General features: G+C 43.8%; 12 protein-coding genes. 10 read left to right on the forward strand and 2 right to left on the reverse strand.

Going from position 1 to position 17,421, the window contains the following annotated elements; translation table 11 throughout:
• Window positions 1-282: 282 nt before the first annotated feature.
• Complete coding sequence (gene rfbB / locus DDV21_RS04605; protein WP_116878576.1) at window positions 283-1,329, forward strand: dTDP-glucose 4,6-dehydratase; 1,047 nt, start codon at window positions 283-285, stop codon at window positions 1,327-1,329.
• A 549-nt stretch (window positions 1,330-1,878) separates the two neighbouring features.
• On the opposite strand, the gene DDV21_RS04615 is transcribed toward rfbB, so the two are convergent.
• Window positions 1,879-2,886, reverse strand: a complete 1,008-nt coding sequence (locus DDV21_RS04615) for a lactonase family protein (RefSeq protein ID WP_116878554.1) — start codon at window positions 2,884-2,886, stop codon at window positions 1,879-1,881.
• Between the two features lie 310 nt (window positions 2,887-3,196).
• On the opposite strand from DDV21_RS04615, the gene DDV21_RS04620 reads away from it, so the two are divergent.
• The 5 genes from DDV21_RS04620 to budA all read left to right on the forward strand — a co-directional run bounded on the left by DDV21_RS04620 (window position 3,197) and on the right by budA (window position 8,930).
• The gene (locus DDV21_RS04620; RefSeq protein ID WP_116878553.1) at window positions 3,197-3,679 is read left to right on the forward strand and encodes an NUDIX hydrolase; all 483 of its coding nucleotides are present in this window, start codon (window positions 3,197-3,199) and stop codon (window positions 3,677-3,679) included.
• A 224-nt stretch (window positions 3,680-3,903) separates the two neighbouring features.
• Entirely contained in the window at window positions 3,904-5,091 is a 1,188-nt protein-coding gene (locus tag DDV21_RS04625; RefSeq protein WP_116878552.1) for an AI-2E family transporter, read from the forward strand.
• On the forward strand, window positions 5,081-6,310 hold the full coding sequence (locus DDV21_RS04630; protein WP_116878551.1) for a tetratricopeptide repeat protein: 1,230 nt from the start codon (window positions 5,081-5,083) through the stop codon (window positions 6,308-6,310). The genes DDV21_RS04625 and DDV21_RS04630 overlap by 11 nt, the downstream gene beginning before the upstream one ends.
• A 117-nt stretch (window positions 6,311-6,427) precedes the next feature.
• Window positions 6,428-8,104 (forward strand): acetolactate synthase AlsS, encoded by a 1,677-nt coding sequence (gene alsS / locus DDV21_RS04635; protein ID WP_116878550.1) that lies wholly within the window; start codon window positions 6,428-6,430, stop codon window positions 8,102-8,104.
• A gap of 106 nt (window positions 8,105-8,210) precedes the next feature.
• Window positions 8,211-8,930: an acetolactate decarboxylase gene (budA, locus tag DDV21_RS04640; RefSeq protein WP_116878549.1), complete on the forward strand. Its 720-nt coding sequence runs from the start codon at window positions 8,211-8,213 to the stop codon at window positions 8,928-8,930.
• A gap of 85 nt (window positions 8,931-9,015) precedes the next feature.
• Here the strand turns inward: budA and DDV21_RS04645 are convergent, their stop codons facing one another.
• On the reverse strand, window positions 9,016-10,668 hold the full coding sequence (locus tag DDV21_RS04645; RefSeq protein WP_116878548.1) for an Rqc2 family fibronectin-binding protein: 1,653 nt from the start codon (window positions 10,666-10,668) through the stop codon (window positions 9,016-9,018).
• A 701-nt stretch (window positions 10,669-11,369) separates the two neighbouring features.
• Here DDV21_RS04645 and trpX point away from each other — a divergent pair.
• The 4 genes from trpX (at window position 11,370) to DDV21_RS04670 (ending at window position 17,173) form a co-directional block, all read left to right on the forward strand.
• Complete coding sequence (trpX, locus tag DDV21_RS04655) at window positions 11,370-12,374, forward strand: tryptophan ABC transporter substrate-binding protein (protein WP_116878546.1); 1,005 nt, start codon at window positions 11,370-11,372, stop codon at window positions 12,372-12,374.
• A gap of 67 nt (window positions 12,375-12,441) precedes the next feature.
• Entirely contained in the window at window positions 12,442-13,311 is an 870-nt protein-coding gene (locus tag DDV21_RS04660) for an ABC transporter permease (RefSeq protein WP_116878545.1), read from the forward strand.
• A complete protein-coding gene (locus tag DDV21_RS04665; protein ID WP_116878544.1) occupies window positions 13,308-14,066 on the forward strand; it encodes an ABC transporter ATP-binding protein in 759 nt (252 codons plus the stop codon). The genes DDV21_RS04660 and DDV21_RS04665 overlap by 4 nt, the downstream gene beginning before the upstream one ends.
• Before the next feature lie 578 nt (window positions 14,067-14,644).
• Window positions 14,645-17,173, forward strand: a complete 2,529-nt coding sequence (locus DDV21_RS04670) for an ABC transporter ATP-binding protein/permease (protein WP_116878543.1) — start codon at window positions 14,645-14,647, stop codon at window positions 17,171-17,173.
• The last annotated feature ends 248 nt before the right edge of the window (window positions 17,174-17,421 follow it).

Genomic DNA, 17,421 nt, shown 5'->3' on the forward strand with positions numbered 1-17,421 from the left:
AGACTGGGTTTTCGGCTAGTTGACCGCCATGAACATGAGTTTCAAAAGGATGGCCTGTCTGTTGAATTTGGTGGGCTCCATTCCCTCCCTGAATTTGCGGGGGTGGAGTTAGAAAATTTAGAAGAAATTGAGACTCAAGGTGTCCGCTATTATTTACCAACACTTGAGCAATACTTGGAAATCTACCAAGCTTCATCCCAGGATTCCTATCGGGCAGATAAAAATAACCATAAAGATTTTGTAAAAATCGACTATTTAAAAAGACAATTACAGGAGATAACCGTGTCAGAATTTAAAAATATTATCGTAACCGGTGGGGCCGGTTTTATCGGCTCAAACTTTGTTCACTATGTATACAATAACCACCCAGACGTACATGTGACTGTTCTTGACAAGCTCACTTATGCTGGCAACCGTGCCAATATTGAGGAAATTCTTGGTGACCGTATTGAGCTGGTCGTTGGCGATATCGCAGATGCTGAGCTGGTGGACCGGCTGGCTGCCCAGGCAGATGCTATCGTTCACTATGCGGCTGAAAGTCACAATGACAATTCACTTAATGATCCGTCCCCCTTTATCCACACAAACTTCATCGGGACCTATACACTTTTAGAAGCTGCACGTAAATATGACATTCGTTTCCACCACGTGTCAACTGATGAGGTATACGGCGATTTGCCTTTGCGTGAGGATTTGCCGGGCCACGGTGACGGTCCGGGTGAAAAATTTACTGCTGAGACAAAGTACAATCCGTCATCGCCTTACTCTTCAACTAAGGCTGCTTCGGATCTTATTGTAAAAGCATGGGTACGCTCATTTAGCGTCAAAGCGACTATCTCAAACTGTTCAAACAACTACGGTCCTTATCAGCATATTGAGAAATTTATTCCGCGCCAAATCACTAACATTCTGTCAGGTATCAAACCTAAACTTTACGGTGAGGGAAAAAATGTCCGCGACTGGATTCATACCAATGACCATTCAACAGGTGTCTGGGCTATTCTGACCAAAGGCCGTATCGGTGAAACCTACCTGATCGGTGCTGATGGTGAAAAGAACAACAAAGAAGTTCTTGAACTTATCCTTGAGAAGATGGGTCAGCCAAAAGATGCTTATGACCATGTAACTGATCGTGCCGGCCACGACCTCCGTTATGCTATTGATTCAACTAAATTGCGTGAAGAACTCGGCTGGGAGCCGGAATTTACTAATTTTGAGCAAGGTTTGGAAGATACCATCAAATGGTATACAGACCATAAAGAGTGGTGGACAGCTGAAAAGGAAGCTGTTGAAGCAAATTATGCTAAAACACAGGAAGTGATTAAATAATATAAAAACCGAGTTATCTCGGTTTTTATGCATTTAGCAGTCATTGTATCCTGTTAAGGAGGTGCTGTGCGTGAAGAAGCGCTGTTTGTTTCTTATTGTCCTTACGGCAGTTGGGATGCTGTCCTGTTTGCTGCCTTGGTCAGGAATTTACAGAGGAAGCATTCCGCCAGGGAATCTGCCGGATATTATATTCTACGGTTATCAAAAAAACGGCTTGAGTTGTTCCCTTCTGTTTGCATGTGTTTTTTTGATTGCAGCCGTCACATTTTTGAGAGGAGAGATAACTAAAAGACTCAAAACGTGCGCAGCTTTTATCTGTTCACTGGTATTAGCTATCTGTTTGTTTGATACCCTGACAATTGCATCACAGGCTCATATGAAAGGTGCTGTCCCATTCTTACAGATAGGCCCGTTTGTTATGGGGCTGGTCGCTGTTATGATACTGATTATTCTTAAGCATTTTAGGGCCTGACGGCTCTGCCAAAAAAGTTTTGCGCCTCTCTGAGATAGCTTGTTCAGAAGCCAGCAAAGGCTGCCGTTTTACTTTTCTCAGTCATTAAAGAGGACGCAGACAGCTTCTGGGACAGTAAAATTACGGCTTTTCTCGGTCAGCAGTCCTGTCTTTGAATCCCGTTTAAAAACAGCTGCATTGTCTGAATCTTGATGGACAGCGATAAGGAAGTCTTCCGCAGGTGAAAGTGTGAAATCCCGCGGGGTCTGGCCGGCACTTGGAATAATTTGCCGGTTTTCAAGCTCTCCGTTTTCTGTAACAGCAAAGACAGCAATGGAATCATGGCCTCGGTTAGAGACGTAGAGGAAGCGCCCGTCTTTAGTTATACGGATAGCGCCGCAGGCATTAAAACCTTGATAATTATCAGGCAGAGTTGTGATGGTCTGCCTTTTTTTGAACTGTCCTTTGCCGTAATAGTCTAGAACTTCTACAGTAGCATTGAGCTCGCAAACGAGGTAAACCGTTTTTTGTTTAGGATGAAAGACAAGATGCCGGCAGCCTGAACCTGAAGCAGCATGATAGTGTCCCAGCTCTTTTGTCTGCCCTCGATTAGAAACGTCATAAGTAATAACTGAATCAGTCCCTAAATCACAGGTTATTAAACAGCCGTCAGGTGTCAGGTCAGCGAAATGCGGATGAGGACCTGCCTGATTTTGATGGGGCCCCGACCCGTGATGCAGAAGCTTATTAACTAAAGTCAATTCTCCCTTGTTTCCTTGTTTATAGATAAGAATCTCGCCTTTGTGGTAATTAGCACCATAAACTAGTCGATGCTGCTTATCTGCTGCTACATAACAAAGCGGTGCCCCTGTTTCAACAACATGATTAATGAGCTGAAAGTGCTGATTAAAACTGGCAATACCTCCCTTTCCTTTATAGCTGCCGACACTGTAGCAGTTATTTTCGGAAAAGGTCAGATAGGTAGGATTAGGTTCTTTTGCCAGCAGACGAAGATTGCTGAGCTGACCGCTGTCAGTCTCAAAGTCTGCAGCATAAATGCCTTGAGACTGCCGTTTGGTATAAGTGCCGAAGTAAATTGTTTTCATAGCAGGCCTCCCCTTCTTTAAAGAGATTATAACATAAGATTTTGCTATAATAAAAGAAAAGTAAAAAACTCAAAAGGCCTAAACGCTGTGAGAAAAAGATAGCCTTTCCTTGAGTCTTTAGTGACTCGGCGGTCAGGCTCCTATTTTCTCTTTGCGTTTTTAACGGCCTTTGTATCTTAGTGAATTGAACACGGCCTAAGCTCTTTGCAAAAAAGACAAACCTTCCTAGAAACTAAAGTTTCTGCGTCAGTTTTCCTATTTTTGCTGTGAGCTTTTCACGGCCTTTGTATCTTAGTGTTAGGAGAAGGGGATGACACAGTTAGCAACGATTTGTTATATTGATAATGGCAGGGAACTCTTGCTGCTTCATCGGAATAAAAAAGAGAACGATGTTCATGCGGGGAAATGGATTTCTGTCGGTGGGAAATTAGAACGGGGGGAGACTCCGGATGACTGTGCTCGGCGGGAAATTTTGGAGGAAACACATTTGTTGGTGAAGCAGATGGACTTTAGAGGAATTGTTACCTTCCCAAATTTTACCCCAGGTCATGACTGGTATACTTATGTTTTTAAAGTGACTGACTTTACGGGAGAACTGATTGCCGATGAAGAATCGCGTGAAGGCACATTGGAATGGGTGCCTTATGATCAGGTTTTGACTAAACCGACTTGGGAGGGAGATTATGAGCTTTTTAAATGGATCTTAGACGATGTCCCCTTCTTTTCAGCCAAGTTCACTTATAATCACAAGCAAGAATTAATTGACCGGTCTGTTACGTTTTATGACAAATAACTTTTTGAGCTGCTGATTTCCTATGGTCAGTCGTAGTTTTTAGCTGCTAAAAATAGTTTTTTTAGCTAAGCCATCGTCTGCAGCCTGTCCAAAGCTGGTAAAAATGTTATAATGTAGAGAAAACAAGGCAGCAGATTTTTTATTAAGCTGCCAAATTCTCCCGGTTTGCCTGTCTTGCAGTTCAAAGACGGGAAACAATTACCCTCTTTTGCTAAGGAGTTTCAATGAAGCATTCACAACCTAAAAAGTTTACAGACAGCTGGTTTTTTAAATGGTTTTTAAATAATCAGGCTGTTATTGTGACACTCATTACCCTGTTAGTCTTTCTGACTCTTTATGTCTTTACAAAGATTTCCTTCCTTTTTATTCCGGTTTTATCCTTCGGCGCTATTTTACTGCTGCCTGTGGTTATCTCAACCCTTCTCTACTATCTAACCAAGCCGATGGTTGATTTTTTGGAGGCCAGAGGACTGGGCCGGACGAGTTCAATTTTTATAGTGTTTGCCGCTATTGTAGCCCTCATCGCTTGGGGGATATCCGGGTTTCTTCCGACTGTCCGTGATCAGCTGCTGTCTTTTGTAAAGAATTTACCCGACTATGTCGAAACGGTCAATAAAGAAGCCAATAAACTTTTGGAAAGTCCTTGGCTGCGCAGCTATCAGGGGGAGCTGGAGGAGATGCTGAGCAATATCAGCCGTAAGGCAATTGATTATGCTGAAAGTTTCTCAAGAAATGCTTTGAACTGGGCCAGCAATTTTGCCAGTACCATTGCCCGTGTAACGGTAGCCATTATCATCTCTCCTTTTATTCTCTTTTATTTCCTTAGAGACAGTAAGAAGATGAAAGAAGGGGTGCTGAAAGCTCTGCCGACGAAAGTGCGGCAGCCTATTTCCCGTGTTATGGGAGATATCAATAAACAGCTGTCAGGCTATGTACAGGGCCAGGTTACAGTGGCTGTTGTTGTCGGTCTTATGTTTTCTGTGATGTTTAGTCTGGTTGGCCTGCGCTATCCAGTCACTTTTGGGATAATTGCCGGTTTTTTAAATATGATTCCTTACTTAGGAAGTTTTTTGGCTATGATTCCGGTTGTGATTATGGCAATGGTTCAAGGCCCTTTAATGCTGATTAAAGCACTGTTGGTTTTTGTCGTTGAGCAGACAATCGAAGGGCGATTTGTCACGCCGCTGGTTATTGGCAGCAAATTAAACATTCATCCCATTACCATTATGTTTATTTTATTAACAGCAGGTTCAATGTTCGGTGTCTGGGGTGTTTTCCTAGGTATTCCAATTTATGCTTCCATCAAGGTAGTTGTCAAAGAAATTTTTGACTGGTACAAATCGGTCAGCGGCTTATATCCGGATGACATTAATCCTATCAGCGAAGGAGACAGTGAAGAAGATGCTAAATAGTGAAAAGGTGCTTGCTGCCATTGAACAGCAAAATTTGGCTCAAGCTGATCGATATTTACTAAAAGCGTTAAAAGAAGACAGCTCAGCCGTTTTGCTTGAGTTAGCCGAATATTTAGAGGGAATCGGTTTTTTGCCGCAAGCAAAGCAGATTTACCTGCAGATTAAGGATGATTATCCTGAAAGCTATCTGAATCTGGCACAGATTGCTGCAGAAGACGGAGATACTGAAGAAGCTTTTTTATACTTAGACGCAGTCAAAACTGACAGTGATTACTATGTAAATGCTCTTTTGGTAAAAGCTGACCTGTATGATATGGAAGGCCTGACAGAAGTGGCACGGGAAAAGCTGCTGGAAGCCAATCGTTTAAGTCAGGAATCTTTGGTTATCTTCGCTTTAGCAGAAATTGAATTTAAATTGGGCAACTACCGGCAGGCTATTGACGAGTATGCTAAATTGGACAACCGTGAGATTCTTGAATTGACCGGCCTCTCCACTTATCAGCGGATCGGTCGCTGTTATGCCAGTCTTGGTAAATTTGAAGGAGCCATTGAGTTTTTGGAAAAAGCACTTGAAATTGATTATGATGATCAGACAGCTTTTGAGTTGGCCTCTATCCTTTATGAAGAGGCTGATTACCAAAAAGCCAATCTTTATTTCAAGCAGCTGGACACAATGAATCCTGAGTTTGATGGCTACGAGTATCGTTACGCCCTTTCCCTTCATGGAGAGCATAAAACCGAGAAAGCGCTTATGCTTATCCAGCAGGGCTTGTCTAAAAACGCGTTTGACGAACAGCTCTTACTGGCAGCTTCTCAGTTTTCTTATGAGTTACATGACCGCAAACAGGCGGAAAATTATCTGTTAAAGGCGCAGGAAGTTGCAGAGGATCAGGAAGAGGTTTTACTGCGCCTGACTAATCTTTACCTTGAAGAAGAACGCTTTTCAGAAATCATTGCTCTTGCACAGCAGGATATTGCCAATGTTTTGACCCGATGGAACATTGCTAAAGCTTACCAAGCCTTGGAACAGTTAGATAAAGCCTTGCCGTTTTATGAGGACTTAGCCGCAGATTTGAGTGATAATCCTGAATTTTTGCAGGATTATATTTATCTTTTGCAGGAGTGCGGCGACCGCAAACGGGCAGTTTATTATGCTGAGCAGTATCTGAAGTTGGTTCCGGATGATGTCAATATGGCTGATTTCCTGAATGAGGAGTAGCTCTAAGCTCTATTAGTCTATCAAACAGGAAGTGTGGGCAGGTTTTCAGAACCGTTTTTAACTTCCGCTGCTAAATTGTGGTATAATTGGCTTAGTCCTATGAAGAAGGGAAAGAGAATGTCAGAAGAAAAAAGAGATTACGGGGCTGATCTTATTGTAGACAGCCTTATTAATCATGATGTCAGCTATGTCTTTGGAATTCCGGGTGCTAAGATTGACCGTGTCTTTGATACTCTTAAGGATAAAGGCCCTGAACTGGTTGTTGCCCGACATGAACAAAATGCGGTTTTTATGGCACAGGGCGTTGGGCGTATTACAGGTGAACCGGGGCTGGTTCTGGTTACCAGCGGTCCCGGAATTGCTAATTTAGCTACCGGTCTTGTCACAGCGACCGATGAAGGTGATCCGGTTCTTGCTATCGGCGGTCAGGTGAAGCGCGGTGATCTGCTTAAACGAGCGCACCAGTCTATGAATAATGTTGCTATGCTTGCGCCAATTACAAAATATGCAGCTGAAGTTCATGATGCAGATACCCTGTCAGAAACCATTGCCAATGCTTACCGTTTGGCAAAGGAGGGTAAGCCTGGTGCCAGTTTTATTTCTATACCTCAGGATGTTACGGACAGCCAAGTTTCTGTAAAAGCGATTAAACCTCTGACGGATCCCCAGCTGGGGTCTGCCTCCGTTGCCGATATTAATTATCTGGCTCAGGCCATCCGTAACTCTGTTTTACCTGTTCTGCTGCTGGGTAATGGTGCTTCAGCAGCTGATGTGACAGCAGCTATCCGACGTTTGCTGACAGTTGTCAAGCTGCCGGTTGTCGAAACTTTTCAAGGGGCAGGCATTGTCTCACGTGAATTGGAAGAGGAAACTTTTTTTGGCCGAGTCGGACTTTTTCGCAACCAACCCGGTGATATGCTGCTGAAGAAAGCTGATCTCGTCATTGCTATCGGTTACGATCCGATAGAGTATGAAGCGCGGAACTGGAATGCAGAAATTTCAGCCCGAATCATTGTTATTGATGTTGAACAGGCTGAAATTGACACTTACTTCCAGCCGGAACGTGAGCTGATCGGCAGTATTGAAGACACACTGGACTTGCTTCTTCCGGCTGTTGCTGGTTATCAGCTGCCTGAAGGGTCCTTGGCCTACCTAAAAGGGCTGCGGGACAATGTGGTTGATGATGTCAAATTTAACCGCCGTTCCCAAGCCGGTCTGGTTCATCCTCTTGACTTGATCGATGTGCTGCAAACCAATACAAATGATAGCATGACTGTAACGGTTGATGTCGGCAGCCATTATATCTGGATGGCCCGTTATTTTAAGTCTTATGAATCGCGCCATCTCCTGTTTTCTAATGGCATGCAGACCCTAGGAGTTGCTCTTCCATGGGCTATAGCGGCAGCTCTGGTTCGTCCCGGCACTCAAGTCATTTCGGTATCCGGTGACGGCGGCTTTCTCTTTTCGGCACAGGAGCTGGAAACTGCCGTCCGTCTGCAGCTGCCAATCATACATATTATCTGGAATGACGGACATTATAATATGGTTGAATTTCAAGAGGAAATGAAATACGGCCGCTCATCGGGTGTTGATTTTGGACCGGTGGACTTTGTCAAATATGCAGAGAGCTTCGGTGCCAAAGGCTACCGTGCCAGCAGCAAAGAAGAGTTTGAAAAAGTCTTTAAACAGGCACTTAATGAGACAAAAAACGGTCCGGTTTTGATTGATGTTCCGATTGACTACAAAGACAATATCAAACTGGGCGAAACCATTCTGCCCGATGAATTTTATTAACTGTACTGAAGCAGGGTCAAGCCGCCTGCGTGCCACAGACCGATTAAGCAAAACGCTTTGCTGTTTTTCTTAACGGCCTTTGTATCTTTGCTGGGTAAGGAGAGTTATGGCTGAAGCGATAAAATTATTTCAATACAATACCTTAGGAGCCTTAATGGCTGGTTTATACGGTGGCACTTTGACTATTGGAGAGCTGCTGGAGCATGGAGATTTGGGAATCGGCACCTTAGATTCAATTGACGGGGAGCTGATCGTTCTTGACGGTAAGGCCTATCAGGCCAAAGGCTCCGATGGGCAGCCTAAAGTTGTCGAGCTGTCCGACGATGTTACTGTGCCTTATGCAGCAGTGGTTCCGCATCAGGCAGAAGTTATTTTTCGTCAGCGATTTGCCATGTCTGCCGAAGAGCTTGGAAAGCGGATTGAATCCTATTATGATGGGGTTAATCTTTTTCGCTCCATAAAAATCAAAGGTCATTTTGACAAGATGCATGTCCGAATGATTCCAAAATCAGCGCCTGACACTAAATTTGCCGAGGTTGCTACCCACCAGCCTGAATACACACGGGAGAATCTCTCAGGAACCATTGTGGGGTTTTGGACACCGGAAATGTTCCATGGCGTCAGCGTTGCTGGCTATCATCTGCACTTCATTTCAGATGATCACACTTTTGGCGGCCATGTGATAGATTTTGTGATTGCTGAAGGAACGGTTGAAGTAGGGGCGGTTGATCAGCTGGATCAGCGTTTCCCTGTTCAAGACCGTAAATATTTGTTTGCCAAGCTTAATATGGATGAACTAAAAGAAGATATTAATAAGTCAGAGTAGCATAATCTTATTTATAGTATGCTGCGGCAGTTAAAAGATTGGCTCAGCTCCCTAAAAAAGAGAGCTGAGCCAGTCTTTTGCTGTTTTAACTGAGCCGCATTTTGGCGATTTTTTCCTGATCAGGTGTGACCCGCAGTGTTTTCTGTCCCGTATAGGTGACAAAACCTGGCCGGCTGCCGGCCGGCTTCTTGAGTTTCTTGGCTTCAATCATATCGACCTGAACCAGGTTGGACAGTCTGGCTTTGGAAAAATAAGCTGCCAGTTCCGCTGCATCGGTTTTAACCTGGTCGCTGGGCTGCAGATTGTCTTTTATTAAAACATGGCTTCCCGGAATATCTTTGGCATGAAACCACAGCTCCCCTTTCTTAGCTGTTTTAAAGGTTAACTCGTCATTTTGCAGGTTATTGCGGCCGACCATAATGATTGTTTGGCCGTCAGAAGCTAGGTACTGTTCAGGCTTTTTTCGCTTCTGCTGCTTAGCACTCCGCCGCTTTTTGATAAAACCGGTTTGAGCTAATTCCGCTTCGATATCGGCTATGTCTGTGACAGAAGCTTGACTGAGAGCTGTCTCAACACTTTCCAAATAAGCAATAGTGTCCTGAGTTTCCTGGATAATTCCTTTTAAATGTTTGACCGCTTCCTTTAATTTTTGATACCTTTTAAAATAGCGCTGGGCATTTTGGCTGGGGGAGAGGGCTTTATCCAAAGCAATCCTGATTTTTTCATTGGTATAGTAATTATCCAGCACAACAGTATCCTGATTGTTCGGAATCTGACTGAGATAAGTTGTCAGCAATTCCCCTTTTTGCCGGTAGCTTTCTGCGTCTTTAGTAGCAGCCAATTCTTCTCTTTGTTTTATCAGTTTTTTCTTATTCTTCTCTTTTTCAGTCTGTACGCGGTGAATAAGCCGGCCAGCCAGTTGGGCAACCCGATCTTGCTCCGCCTTTTCCTGATAAAAATAATCTAAAAGTTCTCCAAGGCTGGAGAAAGTCTGCGCTGAATCAGCAAACAGAACGGCAGAAAAAGATTTTTCAGTCAGATTTGGGACTAAAGGACGCTGGAAGAAAGCATGAAATTGTTTCAGTTTGTTGCCGGTCAGACTTTGGGAGAGGTCGGCAGCTGTATCCCGCCCCAGACCTTGAAACTGTTTTTGTAAATTTTTAGCAGTCAGTTCCTGTGTCTGCAGAATTTCAAACAGTTTTTCATCAGAAACCGTAAATGGATTGAGCTGACTGTTTTTTGGCGGTGACAAATAGGCTGATCCAGGCAAGATTGTCCGGTAGCTGTTTTGGGAGAAACCGACATGTTTGATAGACTCAATGATTTTATTCTTGCTTTTATCGATCAGGATAATGTTGCTGTGTTTCCCCATGATTTCAGCAATGAGTATTATCCTGCTGGTATCGCCGATCTCATTTTTATGAGAGACCGTTATTTCCAGTATGCGGTCATTGTCAATCTGATCAATGCGCTCAATAACAGCTCCCTGCAAATATTTTCGCATAATCATAGTATAGGTATTTGGGGTCTGCGGGTTTTGAAAATCAGTTTTTGTGAGCTGAATGCGGCCAAAAACGGGATGAGCAGACAGGAGCAATTTATGATTTTGGCGATTGTTGCGGATTGTCAGGACAAGCTCACGGTCAAAAGGCTGATTTACCTTCTGAATACGGCCGCTGAGGAGCTGTTCCTGCAATTCTTTTGTAAGATGATGTAAAAAAAAGCCGTCAAAAGACATAATGAAACTACCAAGAGTATGGCGGCAGATACATGAACGTCTGCCTGACCTGATTTGTAAAAAGCCTGATAGTAAAGACTTTCTAAATCAGGTTTAACCACCTTTCCTCTCTAAAATTAGCTGGTCTTATTATACCATAAGCCCCGACAAAATACTTTTTTTCCTGTCTTTTTAAGCGCAAGTTTTAGAAACATTTGAAAAACCGCTTGCAATTTTCAGAATTTAGGATATAATAATAAAAAAAGGCGGAAAGGAAGACTAAGTCAATGGATACTCAAACTTTAACTGCTTGGCAAAGCTGGCATAGATAAAGTTGTATTTATGTAGCGGCATAGATACGGCTTTTAGAATACTTTTCTAAACGGTATCTATGCGCTTGAGTCTTGGTCTGATCATAACAGCGCGTAGTAAGATTATCTTGCTGGGCGTTTTTATTTTTGGTAAAGACTGGCTTTTGCAAAAAATGAACACGGGCTAAGCGCTTTGCAAAAAAGACAGCCCTCCCTTGAGTCTTTAGTGACTCGACGGTCAGGCTCTTATTTTTGCTGTGAGCTTGAACGCCCTTTGTATCTTGTTGGAACTGAACACGGCCTAAAATCCTAGTGAAAAAGATGGCTGTCATCGTGATGCAAGCATCACTTGCCATCCCCTATTTTCATACGGATTTTATACGGCCTTTGTATCTTGTGTGAGGGAGTTGTATGAAAAATAAAGGTTTAATGGTTACTCTTGCTGTTCTGCTTGTTTTGGTGGCGGGGGCGCTTGTTTATAAGAATGTGACTGATCAAGCGGGAACAAATAGTAAAAAGACAGTCAAGGTCGGCATTCTGCAGTATGTTACCCACGATGCTCTCGATGAAATTCATCAGGGAATCATTGATGGGCTGGAAGAAGCAGGATATTCCGGTGACAATATCGAGATTACGGATATGAATGCGGAAGGCGACCAAAGCAAGATTCAGACCATGAGTAAACAGCTAGTCAATGGTAAGAATGATGTGCTGGTCGGTATTGCGACACCAGCAGCACAGGGTCTGGCTTCTGCTACCAAGGAGATTCCGGTTGTTATGGGTGCTATCTCTGATCCTGTCGGTGCAAAACTGGTTGCGAATATGGACAAACCTGAGGCTAATGTGACCGGTGTTTCTAATCAGGTTCCAATCAAACAGACAGTAGAGCTGATTACAGATATCACACCTGATGCCAAAACAGTCGGTGTACTTTATGCCAGCAGCGAGGATAACTCGGCTTCACAGGTCAAGGAATTTAAGAAAGAAGCAGAAGCGGCTGGTCTAACTGTTGCTGAATATGCAGTGCCTTCAACTAATGAAATATCGACAACCATGTCTGTTATGAACGGAAAAGTGGATGCTGTCTTTGTGCCGCAGGACAATACAATCGCCAGTGCCTTTACGACAGTTGTTTCTGCAGCTAATGCCGCTAAAATTCCAGTCTACTCTAGTGTGGATACAATGGTCGAACAGGGCAGTATTGCCTCAGTAGCACAAAGCCAGTATGATTTGGGAGTTGAGACAGCCAAAATTGTGGTGAAACTCTTAGCCGGAAAAGATGTCGAAGAGGTCCCTGTCAAAATCGTTGACAGCGGCACACCGATAATTAACCTGCAGGCTGCAAAAACACTGGATATTACTGTTCCTGACAGTGTTCTTTCTGAGGCAGACACTGTTATTGCTGCTAATGATTAACCATCTCATCCTTTGAACTGACCGACAGCCAGCAGTCAGTTCAATGCTTAAAGGAGTTTATAGACATATGATTATCTCATCCGTATCGCAGGGTCTGCTTTGGGGGATTCTGGGTTTAGGTATCTACCTGACTTTTCGTATTTTAAATTTTCCTGATATGACGACAGAGGGGTCTTTCCCTTTAGGCGGAGCAGTGGCTGTTACGCTTATGAACCACGGCAGCCATCCTATTCTGGCTACCTTAGCCGGTATGCTGGCCGGCTGTGCAGCGGGCTTAGTGACCGGACTGCTTTATACTAAGGGGAAGATTCCGACTATTTTAGCCGGTATTTTGGTGATGACTTCCTGCAATTCGATTATGCTGCTGATAATGCGCCGGGCCAATCTTGGCCTTTTGGATATCAGAACCATTCAGGATCTCCTGCCTTTCAGCAAAGATCTGAATTTGCTTGTCATTGGCTTTTTGACAGTTGTTCTAGTCATCGGTCTTTTAATCTATTTCCTCTATACGCACCTTGGCCAAGCTTATATTGCTACCGGTGATAATCCGGATATGGCAAAGAGTTTTGGTATCAATACCGACCGGATGGAAGTCATGGGCTTAATTATTTCAAATGGGCTGATTGCCTTATCCGGTGCCTTGGTCAGTCAGCAGGACGGCTATGCCGATGTATCAAAAGGAATCGGTGTCATTGTTATCGGTCTGGCCAGCATTATCATCGGTGAAGTGCTTTATTCGACGGCTCTAACCCTATTGGAGCGCTTAATAGCTATTATTGTCGGATCTGTTCTTTATCAGTTCCTGATTGCCGGTGTTATTGCGCTTGGTTTCAACACCAATTACCTAAAACTGTTCAGTGCTCTTATTCTGGCGGTCTGTCTGATCATACCGGTTCTCAAAGATAAATTCTTCAAGGGGGTGACCTTGTCGCGATGAAAGAAATTGTTCAGTTAAAAGCGGCGACTGTCCAAGTCAGCAATGGCTTTGCGGATGTCAAAACCATTCTTAATGATGTCAGCCTAACCATCTATGAACATGATTTTCTGACGATTTTGGGCGGCAACGGCGCCGGGAAGTCAACCCTGTTCAATGTGATTGCAGGGACACTTCCCCTAAGCAGCGGCAGTATTACAATTTTAGGTGAAGACGTTACTGCACTGCCTGCTGAAAAAAGGGCCAAGTACTTGGCGCGTGTCTTCCAGGATCCAAAAATGGGAACAGCACCTCGGATGACCGTTGCAGAAAATCTCCTCATTGCCCTCTACCGCGGGCAGAAACGGGGACTGATCAGCCGAAAAATCCACAGTTATACTGAAAAATTCACAGATTTAGTCAGTCAAACCGGCAATGGACTGGAAAAGCACCTAAATACACCCACCGGGCTTTTATCGGGCGGACAGCGTCAGGCCCTCAGCCTCTTGATGGCAACCCTGAAACGTCCTGAACTGCTGCTCCTTGATGAACATACAGCGGCTCTTGACCCTAAAACCAGTGTCGCTTTGATGGAGCTGACAGACAAATTTGTCGGGCAGCAGCAGCTGACCAGTCTGATGATTACCCACCATATGGAAGATGCCCTTAAATACGGCAACCGGCTGGTTGTCATGAAAGACGGCCGCATCATTCAGGACTTAAATCAGGAAGAAAAAGCTGAAATGCAGATTGCAGATTATTATCAGCTGTTTGACTAAAAGGATTTAAAAGTGCGTTATTATCCAACAACGCATTTTTTGCTGCTAAACTAAAGGATGTCGCGAGCCAGTATAGTTAAGTTTCCTGAGTCGCAGCCTTTAAAAATTGCACTCTGACAGCGATTAAGATTTCTGGATTTTACTGTTGCTGTTGCCAGTATTTTTACTTCTTCCGCTTAAGCTATATTTAAAACTCCGATAAAGCGGTAAACAGACAATGTATTTCAGCGGTTCATATGATCTGTTTAAAAGAGAACCGGATGATGACTAGGATAGTAAATAGGCATGTACAATATTATGATAGGAATTGCTTTTACCGTTACCATATTTTACTCCTCTACAACTTAAGATATGCTTAAAAAGCAAATAATGCAACAGGATAATAACCAAAGTTTTAGAATCTGTTACTATATTCGAAAAAGTGCTTTTAATCAAGTAATAATCAACTAAATCTTTTTTCAAGACAAAAGAGTGGGCTGGTGGTATAATATAACCGTTTCAAAAATTGAAAAAGGCTGTTTTTCTGGGGAAGGGAAACACCGTAAAAAGGCCTTCTTGTTATATTAGTGGAGAAAGTGATGTTAGAACTGCAGCAGATAACAAAAGTTTACCGGACAGGCGGCCAAGAGGTCTCTGCCCTTAAGGATATTAATCTGGCTTTTAGAGCCAGCGAGTTTGTTTCGGTTTTGGGTCAGTCCGGATCCGGAAAGACCACTCTGCTCAATATTATTGGTGGACTGGATCAGTACACGGCAGGCGACCTGCTGATCAACGGCAGGTCTACCAAGGCATTTAAGGACCGCGACTGGGACGCTTACCGCAACCATACCATCGGTTTTGTTTTTCAGTCCTATAATCTGATTTCCCATCAGACGGCTTTGAGCAATGTTGAGATGGCACTGACCCTTTCCGGGGTCTCGAAAACTGAACGGCGCAGGCGTGCCATGGAAGTTTTAAGACATGTCGGCTTGGCAGAACAGGCCCATAAGCGCCCCAACCAGATGTCGGGAGGTCAGATGCAGCGGGTTGCCATAGCCCGGGCCTTAGTGAATAACCCGGATATTCTGCTGGCCGACGAACCGACAGGGGCTTTAGATTCTGAAACGTCGGTGCAGATTATGGAACTGCTCAAAGACATCGCCAAAGACCGCTTGGTCATCATGGTGACGCACAATCCTGATTTAGCTGCGCGGTATTCGACCCGTATTATCAAGGTTTTGGACGGCCGTATTGTTGACGATTCTGATCCTTATAGCCAACAGGGCGCAAGCGGTCAGGTAGCTTTTAAGAAAACCAAAATGCGTTTTTGGACAGCTCTGGCTTTATCCTTTAACAACCTCCTGACGAAAAAGGGCAGAACTTTTCTGACTGCTTTTGCCGGCTCTATTGGCATTATTGGAATCGCTCTGATTTTATCCCTGTCCAACGGTGTTCAGGATTATATTGATCAGGTGCAGGAAGATACGCTGGTAGCTTACCCTCTGTCTTTGAAAAAGGATGACAGCAATTCTCTGACCAGTCTTTTTTCAGCCAGAATGGAGGCATTGGAAGGCGGTAATGACCATTCCCAGTCGGGAGATGTCGGGGTCAACGCTGCTTTGGAAAATATGCTGCGCTCTGAAACAGCCGATAATGACCTAGAAACCTTTAAAAATTACTTAGAGAAGCACCGGAAAGAGTTTGAAGCGCTCACCAAGGATATTCACTATTCATATGACCTGTCTCCTCAGATTTATGCTGCCGATACTGCTGATGGGATTACTGCAGTTAACCCGTCAGATTTGGCTGAGAAGCTAGACACTAATAATGTTATGGTGAAAACAATGGCTGCCAATATGGACGTCTGGTCGGAAATCAGCAGCGACAAGGCAATGCTCAGTTCTCAGTATCAAATGGTTGCCGGACATCTGCCAAACAGTGCTGACGAAGTGATTCTTATGGTTGATGAGAATAACAATGTGAATGACTTAGTGCTCTACAGTCTGGGACTGAAAGATGCTGAAGAACTCAACCACCTGTCTAAGGAAACGGCGGATGATGAACAGACATACGCCTATGATGATTTACTGGGGCAGTCCTTTAAATTAGTTATCCAGTCAGATCTTTTCCAGAAAGAAAACGGTCTTTGGACAGACAAGTCATCGGATCAAGCCTATATGTCTGACCTCATTAATAAAGGAGAGGATATTACTATAGTCGGTATTGTTAAGCCGCAGGAAGGGACAGCTGATAATGCCTCCGTTGGCGGTATCGGTTATACTCAGGCTCTGACTAAGCATATTTCAGAAGCTGTTAAGGACAGCCAGATTGCTAAAGAACAGTTAGCAGATAAGGGGACAAATGTTTTTACCGGACAGGCTTTTTCAGCTGATGTGACTGCATTTTCATCACAAAATCTAACGGATGAGCAAAGGATGGCACTGGCTGGAATGACTGCTGAAGAATTGGCAGCTTATGTATCCCAGTACAATCAAAACGCAGATGCCACTTATGAGGATAATGCCAAAACGATTGGCATCATTGATCTGGAAGATCCGTCAAGTATTCATTTTTATGCCAGATCTTTTGAAGATAAGGAAAACTTAAAAGACTTGATTGATGATTATAACAGGCAGATGAAGAAAGCAGGCAAGGAAGCGCAGGTGATTTCTTATACAGATGATATTGCACTGGTTATGTCATCTGTCACAACGATGATTAATATGATAACCTATGTTTTAGTAGGCTTTGTGGCGATTTCCTTGGTTGTGTCCTCTATTATGATTGCCATTATTACCTATATTTCGGTTCTGGAACGGACTAAGGAAATCGGAATTCTGCGTGCTATGGGCGCATCGAAAAAAGATGTCCGCCGTATTTTTACTGCCGAAACAGCCATTGAAGGTGCAGTCTCCGGAGTAATGGGGATAGTGATTACCCTGCTTCTCAATCTTCCTATCAACAGCATTATCGAACAGATCACTGATGCAGCTAATATTTCCGTTCTGCCTGTCTGGGCAGGTGCGGTGCTGATTGCAGTTTCTATTCTTTTGACCGTTTTAGCCGGTGTTATTCCATCGCGCTTTGCGGCCAAGAAAGATCCGGTTGAAGCCTTGCACACAGAGTAGGGATAAGAAACGGTATATGAGAAAAATGTGATATCCCGCAGATCATCGCTTTTTCCGAATTTCCCAGTTTTTAGCGTAATTCACTGGTTCCATCGTATCATAGTGCAACCTGTAAAGAAGAGAGTGGGATAAAAATCGCTCAATTGTCTTAACATGACGATTCCGATTTTATTGTCTCACTTCCAATCAACCACTGCGCCAAGCTCATTTGTTTAAAAAAGTAAAACGAGGCAGGACTTTTGATATAC

Origin of the sequence: Streptococcus chenjunshii (assembly GCF_003086355.1) — a bacterium.
Lineage (GTDB): Bacteria > Bacillota > Bacilli > Lactobacillales > Streptococcaceae > Streptococcus > Streptococcus chenjunshii.